The sequence below is a fragment of the Rhodococcus sp. 05-339-2 genome (assembly GCF_002258965.1).
In the GTDB taxonomy this organism is placed as follows: domain Bacteria; phylum Actinomycetota; class Actinomycetes; order Mycobacteriales; family Mycobacteriaceae; genus Rhodococcoides.
Map to the genome: position 1 here is coordinate 1 of NZ_NOYW01000006.1, position 16265 is coordinate 16265.

Annotated in this window: 15 protein-coding genes; all 15 read right to left on the reverse strand. The window is 65.6% G+C overall.

Annotation, left to right across the window (positions count from 1 at the left end; translation table 11 throughout):
* Nucleotides 1-78: 78 nt before the first annotated feature.
* Nucleotides 79-2619 carry an ATP-dependent Clp protease ATP-binding subunit gene (locus tag CH273_RS04890; protein ID WP_032380134.1) on the reverse strand — a complete coding sequence of 847 codons (2541 nt, stop codon included), beginning with the start codon at nt 2617-2619 and terminating at the stop codon, nt 79-81.
* A gap of 274 nt (nt 2620-2893) precedes the next feature.
* Nucleotides 2894-4417, reverse strand: coding sequence for a lysine--tRNA ligase (gene lysS / locus CH273_RS04895; RefSeq protein WP_032395161.1), 1524 nt, complete (start codon nt 4415-4417; stop codon nt 2894-2896).
* Nucleotides 4418-4453: 36 nt separating this feature from the next.
* Complete coding sequence (locus CH273_RS04900; protein ID WP_032395529.1) at nt 4454-4876, reverse strand: rhodanese-like domain-containing protein; 423 nt, start codon at nt 4874-4876, stop codon at nt 4454-4456.
* An 11-nt stretch (nt 4877-4887) separates the two neighbouring features.
* A complete protein-coding gene (locus CH273_RS04905; protein WP_032395162.1) occupies nt 4888-5457 on the reverse strand; it encodes a cysteine dioxygenase in 570 nt (189 codons plus the stop codon).
* Nucleotides 5458-5579: 122 nt separating this feature from the next.
* Entirely contained in the window at nt 5580-6380 is an 801-nt protein-coding gene (locus CH273_RS04910; RefSeq protein WP_032395163.1) for a type III pantothenate kinase, read from the reverse strand.
* Between the two features lie 4 nt (nt 6381-6384).
* Complete coding sequence (gene panD / locus CH273_RS04915) at nt 6385-6816, reverse strand: aspartate 1-decarboxylase (protein WP_032395164.1); 432 nt, start codon at nt 6814-6816, stop codon at nt 6385-6387.
* Nucleotides 6817-6825: 9 nt separating this feature from the next.
* Nucleotides 6826-7764, reverse strand: coding sequence for a pantoate--beta-alanine ligase (panC, locus tag CH273_RS04920; protein WP_032395165.1), 939 nt, complete (start codon nt 7762-7764; stop codon nt 6826-6828).
* Nucleotides 7761-8675: a Rossmann-like and DUF2520 domain-containing protein gene (locus CH273_RS04925; RefSeq protein ID WP_032395166.1), complete on the reverse strand. Its 915-nt coding sequence runs from the start codon at nt 8673-8675 to the stop codon at nt 7761-7763. The genes panC and CH273_RS04925 overlap by 4 nt, the downstream gene beginning before the upstream one ends.
* Nucleotides 8676-8789: 114 nt before the next feature.
* Nucleotides 8790-10139 carry a DUF6779 domain-containing protein gene (locus CH273_RS04930; protein ID WP_032395530.1) on the reverse strand — a complete coding sequence of 450 codons (1350 nt, stop codon included), beginning with the start codon at nt 10137-10139 and terminating at the stop codon, nt 8790-8792.
* Between the two features lie 90 nt (nt 10140-10229).
* The gene (locus tag CH273_RS04935; RefSeq protein ID WP_032395531.1) at nt 10230-10700 is read right to left on the reverse strand and encodes a DUF3180 domain-containing protein; all 471 of its coding nucleotides are present in this window, start codon (nt 10698-10700) and stop codon (nt 10230-10232) included.
* On the reverse strand, nt 10697-11239 hold the full coding sequence (gene folK / locus CH273_RS04940) for a 2-amino-4-hydroxy-6-hydroxymethyldihydropteridine diphosphokinase (RefSeq protein ID WP_032395167.1): 543 nt from the start codon (nt 11237-11239) through the stop codon (nt 10697-10699). The genes CH273_RS04935 and folK overlap by 4 nt, the downstream gene beginning before the upstream one ends.
* Nucleotides 11236-11640, reverse strand: coding sequence for a dihydroneopterin aldolase (gene folB, locus CH273_RS04945; RefSeq protein ID WP_052049454.1), 405 nt, complete (start codon nt 11638-11640; stop codon nt 11236-11238). The genes folK and folB overlap by 4 nt, the downstream gene beginning before the upstream one ends.
* Nucleotides 11637-12485 carry a dihydropteroate synthase gene (gene folP, locus CH273_RS04950; RefSeq protein WP_179275423.1) on the reverse strand — a complete coding sequence of 283 codons (849 nt, stop codon included), beginning with the start codon at nt 12483-12485 and terminating at the stop codon, nt 11637-11639. Before folP ends, folB begins: the two co-directional genes overlap by 4 nt.
* 19 nt (nt 12486-12504) lie before the next feature.
* On the reverse strand, nt 12505-13104 hold the full coding sequence (gene folE / locus CH273_RS04955; RefSeq protein WP_032395534.1) for a GTP cyclohydrolase I FolE: 600 nt from the start codon (nt 13102-13104) through the stop codon (nt 12505-12507).
* 218 nt (nt 13105-13322) lie between these two features.
* Entirely contained in the window at nt 13323-16232 is a 2910-nt protein-coding gene (gene ftsH / locus CH273_RS04960; protein WP_032395168.1) for an ATP-dependent zinc metalloprotease FtsH, read from the reverse strand.
* Between the last annotated feature and the right edge of the window lie 33 nt (nt 16233-16265).

Here is a 16265-nt window from a genome sequence, read left to right on the forward strand (position 1 = left end):
GGGTAAGCGGGTGGGTGGACAGACGACAACGGGCGACCCTCTCGAAAGAGGATCGCCCGTTGTGTGGAGCTGGTGGAGCTACTCGCTGTCGCTGTCTCCGGTGGCCTTGGCCAGGTCGACCGGGACCTCGTCGGGGACGATGATCGCCTTCTTCTCACCGCGGAAGGTGAACTTCGCGTCCTCGCCTGCGCCTTCGCCGTCCCAGTTCTCGACGTCGACCAGGATGATCTGGCCGGCTTCGATTTCGCCGAAGAGGATCTTCTCCGACAGCTGGTCCTCGATCTCGCGCTGGATGGTGCGACGCAGTGGCCGCGCACCCAGGACGGGGTCGAATCCGCGCTTGGCGAGCAACGACTTCGCCTTCTCGGTGACCTCGATCGCCATGTCCTTGTTCTTGAGCGCACCCTCGACTCGGTTGAGCATGAGATCGACCATCTGGATGATCTCGTCCTTGGTGAGCTGGTGGAACACGACGATGTCGTCGATACGGTTGAGGAACTCGGGGCGGAAGTGCTTCTTCAGCTCGTCGTTGACCTTGAGCTTCATCCGCTCGTAGTTCGATCCGGTGCCTTCGCCCGAGGAGAAGCCGAGGCCGACTGCCTTCGAGATGTCCGAGGTACCGAGGTTCGAGGTGAAGATGAGCACGGTGTTCTTGAAGTCGACCGTGCGTCCCTGGCCGTCGGTGAGACGACCGTCTTCGAGCACCTGCAGGAGGGTGTTGTAGATCTCCTGGTGTGCCTTCTCGATCTCGTCGAACAGCACGACGGAGAACGGCTTGCGACGGACCTTCTCGGTGAGCTGGCCGCCCTCTTCGTACCCGACGTATCCGGGAGGAGCACCGAACAGGCGCGACGCGGTGAAGCGGTCGTGGAACTCGCCCATGTCGATCTGGATGAGTGCGTCGTCCTCGCCGAAGAGGAAGTTCGCCAGAGCCTTCGACAGCTCGGTCTTACCGACACCGGACGGGCCGGCGAAGATGAACGAGCCCGACGGACGCTTCGGGTCCTTCAGTCCTGCACGGGTACGACGGATCGCCTTCGAGACGGCCTTGACTGCCTCGACCTGACCGATGATCCGCTTGTGCAGCTCGTCCTCCATGCGGAGCAGACGAGTGGTCTCTTCCTCGGTGAGCTTGAAGACGGGGATGCCGGTCCAGTTACCCAGAACCTCGGCGATCTGCTCGTCGTCCACCTCGGCGATGACGTCGAGGTCACCGGAGCGCCACTGCTTCTCCCGCTCGGCGCGCTGACCGACGAGCGTCTTTTCCTTGTCGCGCAGGTTCGCAGCCTTCTCGAAGTCCTGCGCGTCGATGGCCGATTCCTTCTCCCGGCGCGCGTCGGCGATCTTGTCGTCGAACTCGCGCAGGTCTGGCGGCGCGGTCATCCGGCGGATGCGCATCCGCGCGCCCGCTTCGTCGATGAGGTCGATTGCCTTGTCGGGCAGGAACCGGTCGTTGATGTACCGGTCGGCCAGAGTGGCGGCAGCGACGAGGGCACCGTCGGTGATCGAGACGCGGTGGTGTGCCTCGTAGCGATCGCGCAGACCCTTGAGGATCTCGATGGTGTGCTCGACAGTCGGCTCGCCGACCTGGACGGGCTGGAAACGACGCTCGAGTGCGGCGTCCTTCTCGATGTACTTGCGGTACTCGTCGAGGGTGGTGGCACCGATGGTCTGCAGCTCGCCACGAGCCAGCTTGGGCTTGAGGATCGATGCTGCGTCGATGGCACCTTCGGCGGCACCTGCGCCGACGAGCGTGTGCAGCTCGTCGATGAACAGGATGATGTCGCCGCGGGTGTTGATCTCCTTGAGCACCTTCTTCAGGCGCTCCTCGAAGTCACCGCGGTAACGGCTGCCGGCCACGAGCGAGCCGAGGTCGAGAGTGTAGAGCTGCTTGTCCTTGAGCGTCTCGGGAACCTCGCCGTTGACGATGGCCTGTGCCAGGCCCTCGACGACTGCGGTCTTACCGACACCGGGCTCGCCGATGAGCACCGGGTTGTTCTTGGTGCGACGCGACAGCACCTGCATGACGCGCTCGATTTCCTTCGCGCGACCGATGACCGGGTCGAGCTTGCCTTCGAGCGCGGCCTGGGTGAGGTTGCGGCCGAACTGGTCGAGAACCAGTGACGTCGACGGGGTGCCCGCCTCGCCGCGGCCGCTGCCGCTCTCGGACGGCTCCTTGCCCTGGTAGCCCGACAGCAGCTGGATGACCTGCTGACGCACGCGGTTGAGGTCGGCTCCGAGCTTGACCAGAACCTGAGCTGCGACGCCTTCGCCTTCGCGGATCAGTCCCAGCAGAATGTGCTCGGTGCCGATGTAGTTGTGGCCGAGCTGCAGTGCTTCACGCAGGCTGAGCTCGAGTACTTTCTTGGCGCGCGGGGTGAACGGAATGTGACCGGACGGAGCCTGCTGACCCTGGCCGATGATCTCCTCTACCTGGCTGCGTACTCCTTCGAGGGAGATGCCCAGCGACTCGAGAGACTTGGCTGCGACGCCTTCGCCCTCGTGGATGAGGCCGAGCAGAATGTGCTCCGTGCCGATGTAGTTGTGGTTGAGCATCCGGGCTTCTTCTTGAGCCAGGACGACAACACGCCGCGCGCGATCGGTGAACCTCTCGAACATCGCTCTCCCTCACTTCTTGGCGGGTGGTAGCTCGCCCACCAGTTCTTCTAGCGCCGCAGTGTCCAACACGCCGGGTCGCTTGTGCATTTGAAGGTAAGACTGCTTCTCACTGTAGTTGGCCGACGTGACGAACGCCGACCCTCCACCCCTGAAATGCTGCGCGACGGCCCACGTGTGCGGACTGCCTTGCCTGCTTATTGTTCATAACGCAGGCACTATGCAAAACGTTTCCCGTTCACTGTCCGCTGCTGGCGAACAGCTCTTCACCGTTCGATCAGGCCTGGGAAGGCTTGACGATGGGGAACAGGATCGTTTCACGGATCCCCAAGCCGGTCAGCGCCATCAGCAGGCGGTCGATGCCCATGCCGGTTCCGGTGGTCGGCGGCATGCCCTGTTCCATCGCGGCGAGGAAGTCCTCGTCGAGCACCATGGCCTCGTCGTCGCCTGCCGCGGCCTGACGCGCCTGATCCTCGAAACGCTCACGCTGGATGATCGGGTCGACCAGTTCGGAGTAGCCGGTGGCCAACTCGAATCCGCGAACGTAGAGATCCCACTTCTCGGTGACGCCGGGCTTGCTGCGATGCTGACGCGTCAGCGGGGACGTCTCGACCGGGAAGTCACGGACGAAGGTGGGCTCGGTCAACGCGTCGCCGACCTGGTGTTCCCACAGTTCCTCGACGAGTTTGCCGTGGCCGTAGATCGGGACGCCGTCCTTGCGCGGCACCTCCACCCCGACCTTGTCGGCGATCGCGAGCAGTTCGTCGACGGTGGTGTCGGGGGTGACGTCGAACCCGAGCGATTCGGACAACGACGGGTACATCTCGAGCGTCGTCCATTCGCCGCCGAGGTCGTAGGTGGTGCCGTCGGGCAACGTGACGACTGTGGACCCGAGTGCGGCCATGGCCACTTCCTGGACGAGTTCACGCGTCATTTTCGCCGAGTCGTCGTACGTCCCGTAGGCCTCGTATGTCTCGAGCATCGCGAACTCCGGCGAGTGCGAGGAGTCGGCGCCCTCGTTGCGGAAGTTCCGGTTGATCTCGAACACCTTCTCGATGCCGCCGACGACGCAGCGCTTGAGAAACAGTTCCGGCGCGATCCGGAGGTAGAGGTCGGTGTCCATGGCGTTGGAATGGGTGACGAACGGCCGAGCCGCCGCGCCGCCGTGCAAAGTCTGCAGCATCGGGGTCTCGACCTCGAGGAAGCCGCGACGCTCGAGTGCGTTGCGTAGTTCCCGGACGACGGCGATGCGCTTGCGGGCGGTTTCCCTGGCCTCCGGACGCGTGATCAGATCCAGATACCGCTGCCGAATGCGCGTCTCTTCGTTCAGTTCCTTGTGCGCGACGGGCAACGGCCGCAACGACTTCGATGCGATCTGCCACGCGTCGGCCATCACGGACAGCTCGCCGCGGCGGGAGCTGATCACCTCGCCGTGCACGAACACGAAGTCGCCGAGATCGACATCGGACTTCCACTGGGCGAGAGCGTCCTCGCCGACACCTGCCAGGCTGATCATGGCCTGCAGCTGGGTGCCGTCGCCCTCCTGCAGCGTGGCGAAACACAGCTTGCCGGTGTTGCGCACGAAGATGACCCGGCCGACGACGCCGACGATGAGGCCGGTCGTCGTGTCGGGTTCGAGTTCGGGAAATTCGGTCCTGATCTCGAGCAAGGAGTGCGTGCGTGGAACCGACACCGGATACGCCTCGACCCCACGCTCGAGCAGCGCGGCGCGCTTGGCACGACGAATCCGTAGTTGCTCCGGGGTGTCGTCGGCCTGCTGGGTGGAAGCTGTGTCAGTCACGCGCACACACTTTACAGTCCGATCCGGTGCGGACGATCAGTGCGCAGCGACGGCCTCGGCCTCACGGACGCAGTGCTTCGCCTGCGTGAGTACACCGAGCAGTCCTGCCGACTTCAGCGCCTGGTAACCGCCGACCAGATCGGTGGACCGGTGCAGACCCAGCAGCTTGAGCGACGCGGCGGCGAGAGACGAGGTGTAACCCTCGGAGCAGATGACGATCCATTCGACGTCGTGGTCGACGGCGATCGCCAGGCGCGCATCGCTCGTCGGGTCCAGACGCCATTCGAGGACGTTGCGTTCGATGGCGAGCGCACCGGGCAGCGTTCCCTCGACGGCGCGCTGCGCCTGGGGGCGGATGTCGACGACGACGGCTCCGCGGTCGACGGCGTCGCGCAGCTCGAAGACGGTCATTCGGTCGATGGTTTCGCGTGCGGATTCGAGCATGTCGACAATGGTCATGGCGGGGATGGTCACAGCGTGGCCTTCTCGGGTTCGTCGGTGAGCTCGCTACGGGTGCGACGCAGCGTGGACCGTTCGGTCACTTCGTAGTAGGACATCGCCGTCAGGGGCGGCGAGTAGGCGTGGACGCTGAGGGTGGGGCCGGTCGTGGTGGACGCCGGATCGTGCATCACGTCGTGAACCCAACCGAGCGGGAACGACGCCTGATCACCGGCGTCGAGGTGACGCTCCTTCAGTCCTGTTCCGGCCCAACGATATTCGAGAAGGGAACCGCTGAGAACGGTGAGCGCACCGAGCGATCCCGCGTGATCGTGCAGTTCGGTGGAACGATCGGGAACCCAGCTGATCAACCAGACGTCGAGGTCGTCGTCGGAATGCAGTCGGGCGGCCCAACGCTCGTCGGTCGGCCAGCGGCCGCCGCCGGGAAGCAGGTGGTCGAAGCGGCCCTCGAGGACGTCGGATGCGCCCTGGTCGGTGATGCGCAGCAGGTCGGGTGGGCGCAACCGGGTCGGAAGCGTCGAGACCGAGCGCGACGACAAAGGGGTGCGCGAAGGTACGGAAAGTACAGGTGTGGAAAGCATGAAGCTCTACTCCAGGGGTGTGTACGAACGAGGCAGGGTTCAGCCTCGACAACACTCCTGGGTGGCCATGCACGTCATCACGACGACGATTCTGGCACACCATCGCACGATGCGCCAGCCGTTCAGCGGGGGCGTCGTTTGGCCATGTTGCGTTCGTAGACCAGACGCAGCCCCTCGAGGGTCAGGTCGGGTTCGTGGTGCTCGATGGTCGTCGACTCGGGCAAGATCAACGCTGCGATGTCTCCGGTACCGATGATGGCGACGTCCGCGCCCGTCACCTCGGGAACCTCTCGTCGAATTCGCCCGACGAGGCCGTCGACCAGACCGGCGAACCCGAAGATGGTGCCCGACTGGATGCACTCCACGGTGTTCTTGCCCAGTACCGAACGGGGCCGGATCATCTCCACCTCACGCAGCGTGGCCGTGCGAGTGGACATGGCCGACGCGGACATCTCCAGCCCGGGAGCGATGGCACCGCCGAGAAATTCCCCCTTGGCCGAGACGACGTCGACGCAGGTGGTGGTTCCGAAATCCACCACGATGCACGCCGTTCCGTACAGGTCGTGTGCGGCAAGGGTATTGACGATGCGATCGGCACCGACCTCCTTGGGATTGTCGACCAGCAACGGCACGCCGGTCCGCACGCCGGGTTCGACCATCACGTGCACCACGTGATCCCAGTAGCGCGCGAGCATCGTCCGCATCTCCCGAAGCACCGACGGAACGGTCGACAGTGCGGTGATTCCGGTGATCTGTTCCGCGTCCTCACCAAGCAGGCCGCGCAGCATCAGTGCCAGTTCATCGGCCGTCACATGAGGGTCGGTGCGAATGCGCCAGTCTCGCAGTAGCTTCGAATGATCACCGGTGCCGGTGAACAGGCCGACCACGGTACTGGTGTTGCGTACATCGATCGCGAGGAGCATCGAATCAGACCAGCACGGAATCGGCCCGCAGATCGCGCGGTGTGATCAGACCCGAGCCCGCGGGCGCATGAGCCGGATCGCTTCCCAGCTCGACGGGCCGGTTCTTCTCGTCGACGAACACCACCCTCGGCGCGTAGTCGGCCACCTCCTGCTCGTTCATCACGCCGTAGGCGATCAGGATCACCAGGTCACCCGGATCGACCAGATGTGCTGCAGCGCCGTTGATCCCGATGACACCGCTGCCGCGCTCACCGGTGATCACGTACGTTTCGAGCCGCGCACCGTTGTCGATGTCGACGATGGTGACCTGTTCGCCTTCGAGCAGGTCGGCTGCCTCCATCAGATCCTGATCGACGGTCACCGAGCCCACGTAGTGCAGATCGGCGTGCGTGACGGTGGCGCGATGGATCTTGGACTTCATCATTGTTCGAAACATGTTGTGCCCTCAGCTCTTCGGATCGTCGGGACTAATTTTTTCTGGTCGTTCCGCAGGCTCCACTCCTGCCTCCAGAAAACCGGTGCCGACTGCGACACCGACATTGTCGATCAATCTCGTGGTGCCGACCTTGGCCGCCACGAGCAGTCTGCCGTCCCCACGTTCGGGAGCCGGACCGAGATGCGGGTCACGCACCTCCAGGTAGTCGACCTGAACCAGCGGAGCCTCGTCCAGAACGGCACGCGCAGTGGCGATGATGGCCTCGACTCCCCCGGCCGCGGCGTGCGCCCCGGCGACCAGCGCGGCCGACAGCGCCATCGCAGCGTCACGCTGCTCGGGGTCCAGGTAGCGATTACGCGAGGACAGCGCAAGACCGTCCTGCTCGCGAACCGTCGGGACCCCGATGACGGCGACGTCGAAGTTCAGATCGCGCACCATCTGCCGGATCAGTGTCAGTTGCTGGTAGTCCTTCTCGCCGAAGTACGCGCGATGCGGAGCCGCGATCTGCAGCAGCTTGGCCACCACGGTGAGCATTCCGGCGAAATGCGTTGGCCTGCTCGAGCCTTCGAGCTCTGCGCCGAGCGGTCCGGGATTGACGGTGGTGCGCGGACCCGACGGATACATGTCCGACGCCGACGGCGCGAAGACCAGTTCGACGCCCTCTTCACGCAGCAACGCGACATCGGCGTCGAGGGTGCGCGGGTAGGCATCGAGGTCCTCGCCCACACCGAACTGCAGCGGGTTGACGAAGATCGACACGATCACCACCGCACCGGTGAGCTTGGCCTGCCGCACCAACTGCACGTGCCCTGCGTGCAGCGCGCCCATGGTCGGAACCAGAGCGACCTGCTTCCCGACGCCCCGAAGTGCTTTGGACACCGACGTGATCACCGCAGGATCGTGGTGAACCGTCAACTGCCCCTTTGTGTAGCTGCCCGCGAGGGTCATCGATTGCCTTCCAGAAGTTCGATCAGGTCTGCCTTGGCACCGATCCGCTGCGCCGATCGCAAGGACAGCGCGCGGTATCCGGCTGCGATCCTCGAATCCACGGATTCGAGTACGTCGAGATGCTTGCCGACGGCCGCGGTATCGCCGCGGGCCACCGGCCCGGTGAGCGCCGACTGTCCGTTGCGCAGAGCATTGTCCAGCGCAGCTTCGAGCAGTGGAGCCAGAACACGCTCGGGCACACCGCGTTCGGAATCCGAACCGGGAAAACCCGGTCCGGCCAATGCAACTCGGAGGGCTTCGACCGCGTCGACCACAAGCGTGACGAGGTGATTGCTGCCGTGCGCGAGCGCGGCATGGTAGAGCGGCCGATTGTTCTCTGGCACGTGCACCGGCTCGCCGCCGATCTCGAGCACCAGGGCCTGCGCCACCGCGTAGCCGATCTCGTCGCCTGCGGTGATGCCGAAGCACGCCGCCGTCATCCGGTCGGTGTCCTCGACTCCGCCGCTGAACGTCATGGCCGGGTGGATCGCCAACGGCACGGCACCGAGAGCGGACAGCGGCTCGAGTACCGAGATCCCGTTCGCGCCGGAGGTATGCACCACCAACTTTCCCGGTGCCACCGCTCCGGTGGACGCCAGGCCCGCCACGATCGATGCCAACTCGCTGTCCGGTACCGCCAGGATCAGCAGTTCGGCGCGACGAGCAACCTCGTCGACGGGCAGCACCTGGGACTCGGGGAGCCGCTCACGCACCCGCGTGATGGACGCGTCCGACACGGCAGCGGCACCGACGACCACATGCCCGACGCGTTCGAGCGCCTCACCGAATGCGGTACCGACCCGTCCCGCCGAGACGACACCTACCGTCAAGCGAGCCGGAGACAGACCACCAGTGAACCCGGATGAGGTCACCGAAAATTTCCTCTCGTTCGTTCCAGTCCCGCTCTGCGGGTACCGGACGTCCTGCACGGAACAATAGCGACCGCGACCCCTCGCGGGCCATGGAAGAACTGTGTGATCTGGTTCTCAGTCTGCGCGACGGCGACGGCGGCGTGTGCCCGGGTCGGTCGTGGCCGCATCTCCGGACCCTCCGCCTTGCAGTCCGGCCATGATCTCGGCGACGGATCGACCGTTCGAGTGTGCGCCCGACGCATCCTCGTCGTCGGTCGACTCCGCGCGCCTTCGACCGCGTCGGGGCGAGACGGACGTGTCCTCAACCGATGTCCGGTAGTCGTGATCGGCCGCGAACAACGCGTCCGCCGATTCACGCAGCGAGGCGCGCGACGCAGAGAGGGCGTCGCCGTTCCGGTCCGCGGCGGGCTCGTTCTCGGATTGCACGTTCGGCTCCGCGGAGAACGGATCCGCAGCATAGGACTCCGTGGAATACGAGTCCGCGGAGAACGAACCCGTGGAGTACGAACCGACCGAGTCGACCTCAGTGTGTTCGGTCTCGGCTGTGGCCTGCGGCTCTGGCTCCGCCTCGGGTTCCGGCTCGGCCGCAGGTCGACGCGTCTGCTCGAAGTCGTATGCGGTGAAAGGGGAGCTGGGCGGCGTGACGCGCCCCGCCGGTCTCGGTGCGCCGTAGGGGCGGGCCTGTGCTGCAGGTCGCTCGTTCGGGTCCGCGTCCGTGTCGGAGGCGTCCGTGTCGTGACTCGTCTCCTCGAACGAATCCTCGGCGGACGAATCCTGGGCCGATTCGGCAGCCGACGATGCCGCTGCGGAAGCCGTGGCCTGCGGCATCTCGTCCGGATCCTCGGGGTACACCACCGACGTCTCGGCTGTGACCGGCTCGTCGTAGGGAGTTCCGACTCCGTTGAGGCCGGTTCCCGGTGCCATCGAACCGTTGCCGCGACCGGGGACGTACAGGCCGGACGGCGCAGGTTGGTAGCTGTCGTACCCGCGTCCGCCGAGTTCTTGCATCCTCATCGCTTCGGCACGCAGTGCGACACGTTCGGTGGGCAGATTGCCGTCGAAGAGCACCTGCAGGTTCTGGCGGAGGGCAGCGAGTTCGTTGCGCAGTGCTGCGACCTCGTCGATCTCGAGCTGCGATTCGCTGCGAACCCGGGCTTCGACGTTCATCTCGTACTCGCGTCGCGCCGAGATCTCCCGAGCCAACTGCAACTCGTAGACCGTCTGCAGATCCTTGGCCTTGATCTGATCGGCGGCCGCCTCGCGCCGGTATTTGGTCATCGCGAACGCACCGATCACCGCAGCCCACAGCGCCGAAAGGACACCGACTCTCATCCACTGCACGCTCTCGGTGAAGAGCAACAACACACTGGCGATGATGCCGAACACGACGAGCGCCGCGAGGAACAGCTGGCTCGCACTACGCCTCTTACGGCGTCCCTTCTTTGCGCGAGTCTGATCTGTCATGTTCACAAGGGTAACTGGCAAATCGTTCGCAAATAGTCATCCTCGACCGATCACTTACACAACCGAGGTAACAATCAAATGTTTCGAGCGTTACCGAGAACGCTCGTCGTCACGGTCTTCCGGGGTACGGCAGCACTGTTCGAGCCACACCGCGGCAGCGACGACGGCCAGTCCCGCCACGAGCGCGACGACGGCTCCGGCCCTGTCCGACGACGCTGCCCGCACCGTCGCCGCACGCGGTATCACGTACACCAGAAACCCGACGCACACTCCGACGACAGCGGTCCCCACCAGCATCGATGCCTTGGCCAACACCAACGCCCTGAACACCGTCAACGGGTGCAGATCGTGCAGGCCGCTGCCCACCCGATGCTCGGCGATGCGGTTGCGAACGATCACCGCGGTGACCATTTGCACCACCGCGACCAGATACAACGACGCCCCGGCGTACACCGGAATCGGAGGCAACGAGCCGTAGAAGACCCGAACCAGCAACCACGTGCCTATCGAGGCGACCAGGAAAAGACCCAGCACATCCCAGACCTTGGTGGGATTGGTCACCACGACCCATCACCGACGCCCTCTTGCTCTTCCGGTCGTTCCTGCAGGCTCCACTCCTGCTGGACAACTCCCGCACGCTCCTCCGGACTCAGTCGCGCGAGCAATTCGGTCACCGGCACATCGTCGTCGCCGACGCGCAGGGTGGCGTCCGGTTCGACGTCCAGCCACGGCAGCAGGACGAACGCCCGCTCGTGCGCGCGCGGGTGCGGAAGGATCAGACGAGGGTCCTCGCTGATCAGGTTCTCGCACACCACCACGTCGACGTCGAGGCTCCGCGGCCCCCACCGCTGCACTCGAACGCGGTCGGCCGCCTTCTCGAGGCGCTGCCCGAAGCGCAACCAATCCCAGGCGTCGAACGCTTCGTCCTCGGCCACCACGACGGCATTGAGGAAGTCCTGCTGCTCGACGCCGCCCCAGGGAGCGGAGCGATAGACCGGCGAACAGGCCACCAGCCGTGGACCCAATTCGGTTGTGACAGAACGCAAGTGGGCCAGCGAATCACCGACGTTGCTGCCGATGGACAGCACCGCCCGGGTCACGACCGCTCCCGGTACGCCACCACGGCAACGTCCCCGAACGTCAACGGGATGGGTGCCGACGGCTTGTGCAGCACCACTTCCACCGCGTCGACGCGTGAGTCGTACGCCAGCACGACCTCGGCGATCTCGGCCGAGACCGTCTCGATCAGATCCCTCGACGGGCCCGCGACGACAGCCGCGGCGTGCTCGGCCAGTTCTCCGTAGTGCAGGGTTCGCGTCAGGTCGTCGGTCTCGGCCGCGGGCCGCAGGTCCATCCAGACGGTGATGTCGACGACGAAGTCCTGCCCGTCTCGCTTCTCGAAGCCGAAGACGCCGTGATTGCCGCGCACCGTCAGGCCACGCAGTTCGATGCGGTCGCCGCGACGCGTCCCGGTGCCGACGCGGCTGCTGATCTCGCTCATGCCCGATCACCCTGCCATGCCCGTACGACCGCCACCGCGTCGAGTGACGCTCGAACGTCGTGCACGCGCACACCCCACGCTCCCCCGGCGACGGCGAGCGCCGACACCACGGCCGTGGCGACCTCTCGCCCGTCCGGCGGTCGCGGAGAACCGTCGTCGTCCGCCAGCAGTGATCCGAGGAATCGCTTCCTGGAGGCACCGACGAGAACCGGGAAGCCGGCCGACACCAGATCGGGGAGGCCACGGAGCAGTTGCCAGTTGTGCTCGGCGTTCTTGGCGAAGCCGAGGCCCGGGTCGAGCACGAGCATCGCGGTGTCCACTCCTGCGGCCACTGCGTGGTCGACCTGTTCGAGCAGTTCGCTGCGGACGTCGGCGACCACGTCGTGGTATCGATCGGCCGGACCGGCGTGCCGGTATTCGGATCCGGCGGCTCGCCAGTGCATCAGGATCCACGGCAATCCGCCGTCCGCAACCACCCGGGCCATGGCCGGATCCGCCCGACCGCCCGAGACGTCGTTGACGATCGATACCCCGGCCTCGATCGCGGCCTCGGCGACCGAGGCGCGCATCGTGTCGACGCTGGTGGCCACCCCTGCTTCGGCGAGCGCAGCGATGACCGGTACGACACGCTGCGCCTCGAGTGTCGGATCGATCCGGTCTGCTCCGGGCCGCGTCGACTCACCACCGACGTCGACTATGTCGACGCCGCGACGATGCATCGCCAACCCGTGTTCGACGGCAGCGTCGACGTCGAGGTATCGACCGCCGTCGGAGAACGAATCGGCAGTGACGTTGAGTACACCCATGACGACGGGTGCCGGGGGGATACTTCGCGCCGGGCTCATCGGGAATCGACCGGACGCGTCATTTCCGCAGAATCAGGTCCAGAGCTTCCGAACGCGACGCCGCGCTGGACTGCAACAGACCCCGCACCGCGGAGGTGGTGGTACTGGCACCCGGCTTGCGAATCCCGCGCATGGCCATGCACAGGTGCTCGGCCTCGATCACGACGATTGCACCGCGCGGGTCGAGCTTGCGCATCAACGCGTCGGCGATCTGGCTGGTCAGACGCTCCTGCACCTGCGGGCGCTTGGCGTACATGTCCACCACGCGCGCCAGCTTCGACAGGCCGGTGACCTTGCCGCTCTTGCCAGGGATGTAGCCGACGTGTGCAACGCCGTGGAACGAGACGAGGTGATGCTCGCACGTGGAGAACATGGGGATGTCGCGGACGAGAACCAGTTCCTGGTGCCCCTCGTCGAACGTCGTGTTCAGCGCAGTGTCCGGGTCGGTGTAGAGCCCGGCGAAAATTTCGCGGTAGGAACGCGCGACGCGGGCCGGGGTGTCGAGCAGACCTGGACGGTCGGGATCCTCGCCGACGGCGATCAACAGCTCACGCACGGCGGCCTCGGCGCGAGGCTGGTCGAAGACCGCGCCGGTGGCGTAGGCCACTGTCTCTTCCACTGCCCTCTGCTGCGCTGCTGGGACTTCTGCCGAGTCGATTGCCGACTCGTCGGTCCGGTTGACTGACACGAGAACGTACCTCCGGTTGGGCTCCGCGAATGTGACAGCTGGGCCGAACTGCACCTGTTCTTCACGAGCAGCTGCGTCGACCTTCAGCACGGTTCGAACGACGGACTGGGCCGACCGAAAGGGTCGACCCAGCCAGCCTAATGATGGACCTAGCGGTACGAACCGCCCGGCCCTTCCCAGCGTTGCGTCCTCGGACCTTCGTCGCCGTCGTCCTCGGCTCGCTCGTCTCGCCGCGAGTCCTCGGACGGGCTGCTCGCGGAACGATCGTCTCCGGGCAGCGGATAGCTCTGCGACGGAGTCGGAACCTCCCAGGTGGGAGGCGACGCCTCGGCCGGAGCAGCATCGTTCTGGTTCTGGCCGTACGGGGGCTCGTGCCGAGAGGTACGACCCTGGTCCCGAGCGTCCGGCCGGAACGGATCCGGCTGATACTGCGGCTGCTGATATTCCGGTGGTTGATTCGAAGGCGGTTGATTCGACGGTGCAGCGGTCGGCGGTTGATACGCCTGTGGCTGCTGATAGGTGGGGTGCTGTCGGTACGCCGGTGGCTGTCCCTGCGGCGGCTCGTACCGATTTTGGTCCGGTCGATCCGATTCCGACTGCTCGCGATTCGGCTGGTTCGCAGCAGGCGGCGTGGTCGGTCCCTGGTAACGGGGAACCGCGGACTGCTCACGCGGAGGCCATCCCGGAGCCGACCATCCGGCCGGGGCACCGTAATCGGGACGCGAGCCCTGGCTCGGGCCGCTCGGGCGCGGGTCCTGCCTGCGATAGCCCTCGGAGTATCCGCCCCCGTTGGGAGCCCCTCCGTTGACCGGGCCGCCGTAACCTCCGTTGGGCCCGCCGTTGTAGCCGCCGCCGTTGAAGCCGCCGGTTACCGGGGCGCTGCGTCGCCCACCGGTGTTCGGCGCATCGACGTCGCCGGTGTTCGGCGATCCGTTGACCGGGCCACCGTTGCTCGGAGCGCCGTTCGACGGGGCACCGTTTGTGGGTGCGCCGTTGGTCGGAGACCCGTTGTATCCGTTGCTTCCGTTCGGGTAGCCACCCTTGCTCAGCTGCGGCGAACCGGCGTAGCTGGGCTGCGGAAACTGTTGCGGCGGAAGCTGCTTCGGGGCCGGCGGCACCGGAGGCCACGGCTCGCCGCGCTCGGCGGCGAGTTCGCGAGGAGTCTTGACCGGCGGCTTGTCCGAGGGCTTGCGATCACCGAAGTCGTTGAACAGCGTGATGCGCGGACGCTTGGTGACGCTGTGGAAGATCTTCTCGAGGTCCTTGCGGGTGAGCGTCTCGCGTTCGAGCAGCTCCGAGGCAAGGGTGTCGAGCAGGTCGCGGTACTCGTTGAGGATGGCCCACGCCTCGGTGTGCGCCGCCTCGATGAGCTTGCGCACCTCCTCGTCGATCTCGCGGGCGACCTCGTGCGAGAAGTCGGACTGCTGGCCCATCGAACGACCGAGGAACGGGTCACCCTGTTCCTGTCCGTAGCGAACGGCTCCGAGCTTGCTGCTCATGCCGTACTCGGTGACCATCGCGCGAGCGATCTTGGTGGCCTGGTCGATGTCCGAGGACGCACCGGTGGTCGGCTCGTGGAAGACGAGCTCTTCGGCCGCGCGGCCACCCATGGCCATGACGAGGCGAGCGATCATCTCCGACCGCGTCATCAGGCCCTTGTCGTCCTCGGGCACCGTCATCGCGTGACCGCCGGTGCGACCGCGAGCGAGGATGGTGACCTTGTAGACGGGCTCGATATCGGGCATCGCCCACGCCGCGAGAGTGTGACCACCCTCGTGGTACGCGGTGATCTTGCGTTCGTGCTCGCTGATGATCCGACTCTTGCGGCGCGGGCCACCGACGACGCGGTCCACCGACTCCTCGAGGGATGCCTCGGTGATGACGGTGCCGTTCTCGCGGGCGGTGAGCAGTGCCGCTTCGTTGATGACGTTCGCCAGGTCGGCACCGGACATTCCGACGGTTCGCTTGGCGAGACCTTCGAGGTCGGCGTCCTGCGCAACGGGCTTGCCTGCCGAGTGCACCTTCAGGATCGCCCGACGGCCGGCCAGGTCGGGGGCACCGACCGGGATCTGCCGATCGAAGCGGCCCGGACGCAACAGTGCGGGGTCGAGGATGTCGGGGCGGTTGGTGGCGGCGATGAGGATGACGCCGGTGCGCTCACCGAAGCCGTCCATCTCGACGAGGAGCTGGTTGAGCGTCTGTTCGCGCTCGTCGTGACCGCCGCCCATGCCTGCGCCGCGCTGACGACCGACGGCGTCGATCTCGTCGACGAAGATGATGCAGGGGCTGTTCTGCTTGGCCTGCTCGAACAGGTCGCGCACGCGGGACGCGCCGACACCGACGAACATCTCGACGAAGTCCGAGCCGGAGATGGTGAAGAACGGCACGCCTGCCTCACCCGCGACGGCGCGCGCGAGCAGCGTCTTGCCGGTTCCGGGAGGGCCGTACAGCAGTACGCCGCGCGGAATCTTGGCACCGAGGGCCTGGTAGCGAGACGGGTTCTGCAGGAAGTCCTTGATCTCGTAGAGCTCTTCGACTGCCTCGTCCGCGCCCGCGACGTCGGCGAACGTGGTCTTGGGCATGTCCTTCGTCAGCTGCTTGGCCTTGGACTTGCCGAAGCCCATGACGCCACCGCGTCCGCCACCCTGCATGCGGCTCATCACGAAGATGATCACGCCGAGGATCAGCACCATCGGCAGGATCAGCAGCAGGAACGAGCTGAACCAGCTCTCCTGGGTGACGGTGGTGTTGTAGCTGGTCAACCCCTGGGAGTCGACCTTGTCGAAGATCTGCTCGGACGCCGAGTCCGGATACTTGGCAATGATCTGGGTCTGATTGTCCGTGGCGTCGGACGCCTCTTTGAGCGTCAGCCGAATCTGTTGCTCACGGTCGTCGATCTGCGCGGACTCGACATTGCGGTCGTCGAGCTGGGCGATCGCCACCGAGGTGTCGACCGTCTTCCAATCCCGCGTGTCGTTACCGAAGTAGCTGAAGGCATAGATCACCAACAGAATGCCGAAAACGATGGCAAGATTTCGTATTACTGTCTTCCGATTCATACAGCTTCAGCCGAGTCGGCCGTGTCCTTTCAG

Bases quoted from the DNA above. Each gene is read 5' to 3' on its own strand.
- folB (WP_052049454.1), bottom strand. From the start codon at position 11,640: ATGAGCGAGATCAGCAGCCGCGTCGGCACCGGGACGCGTCGCGGCGAC.
- folP (WP_179275423.1), bottom strand. From the start codon at position 12,485: ATGAGCCCGGCGCGAAGTATCCCCCCGGCACCCGTCGTCATGGGTGTA.
- CH273_RS04900 (WP_032395529.1), bottom strand. From the start codon at position 4,876: ATGACCATTGTCGACATGCTCGAATCCGCACGCGAAACCATCGACCGA.
- ftsH (WP_032395168.1), bottom strand. From the start codon at position 16,232: ATGAATCGGAAGACAGTAATACGAAATCTTGCCATCGTTTTCGGCATT.
- CH273_RS04905 (WP_032395162.1), bottom strand. From the start codon at position 5,457: ATGCTTTCCACACCTGTACTTTCCGTACCTTCGCGCACCCCTTTGTCG.
- panD (WP_032395164.1), bottom strand. From the start codon at position 6,816: ATGTTTCGAACAATGATGAAGTCCAAGATCCATCGCGCCACCGTCACG.
- panC (WP_032395165.1), bottom strand. From the start codon at position 7,764: ATGACCCTCGCGGGCAGCTACACAAAGGGGCAGTTGACGGTTCACCAC.
- CH273_RS04930 (WP_032395530.1), bottom strand. From the start codon at position 10,139: ATGACAGATCAGACTCGCGCAAAGAAGGGACGCCGTAAGAGGCGTAGT.
- CH273_RS04890 (WP_032380134.1), bottom strand. From the start codon at position 2,619: ATGTTCGAGAGGTTCACCGATCGCGCGCGGCGTGTTGTCGTCCTGGCT.
- CH273_RS04910 (WP_032395163.1), bottom strand. From the start codon at position 6,380: ATGCTCCTCGCGATCGATGTACGCAACACCAGTACCGTGGTCGGCCTG.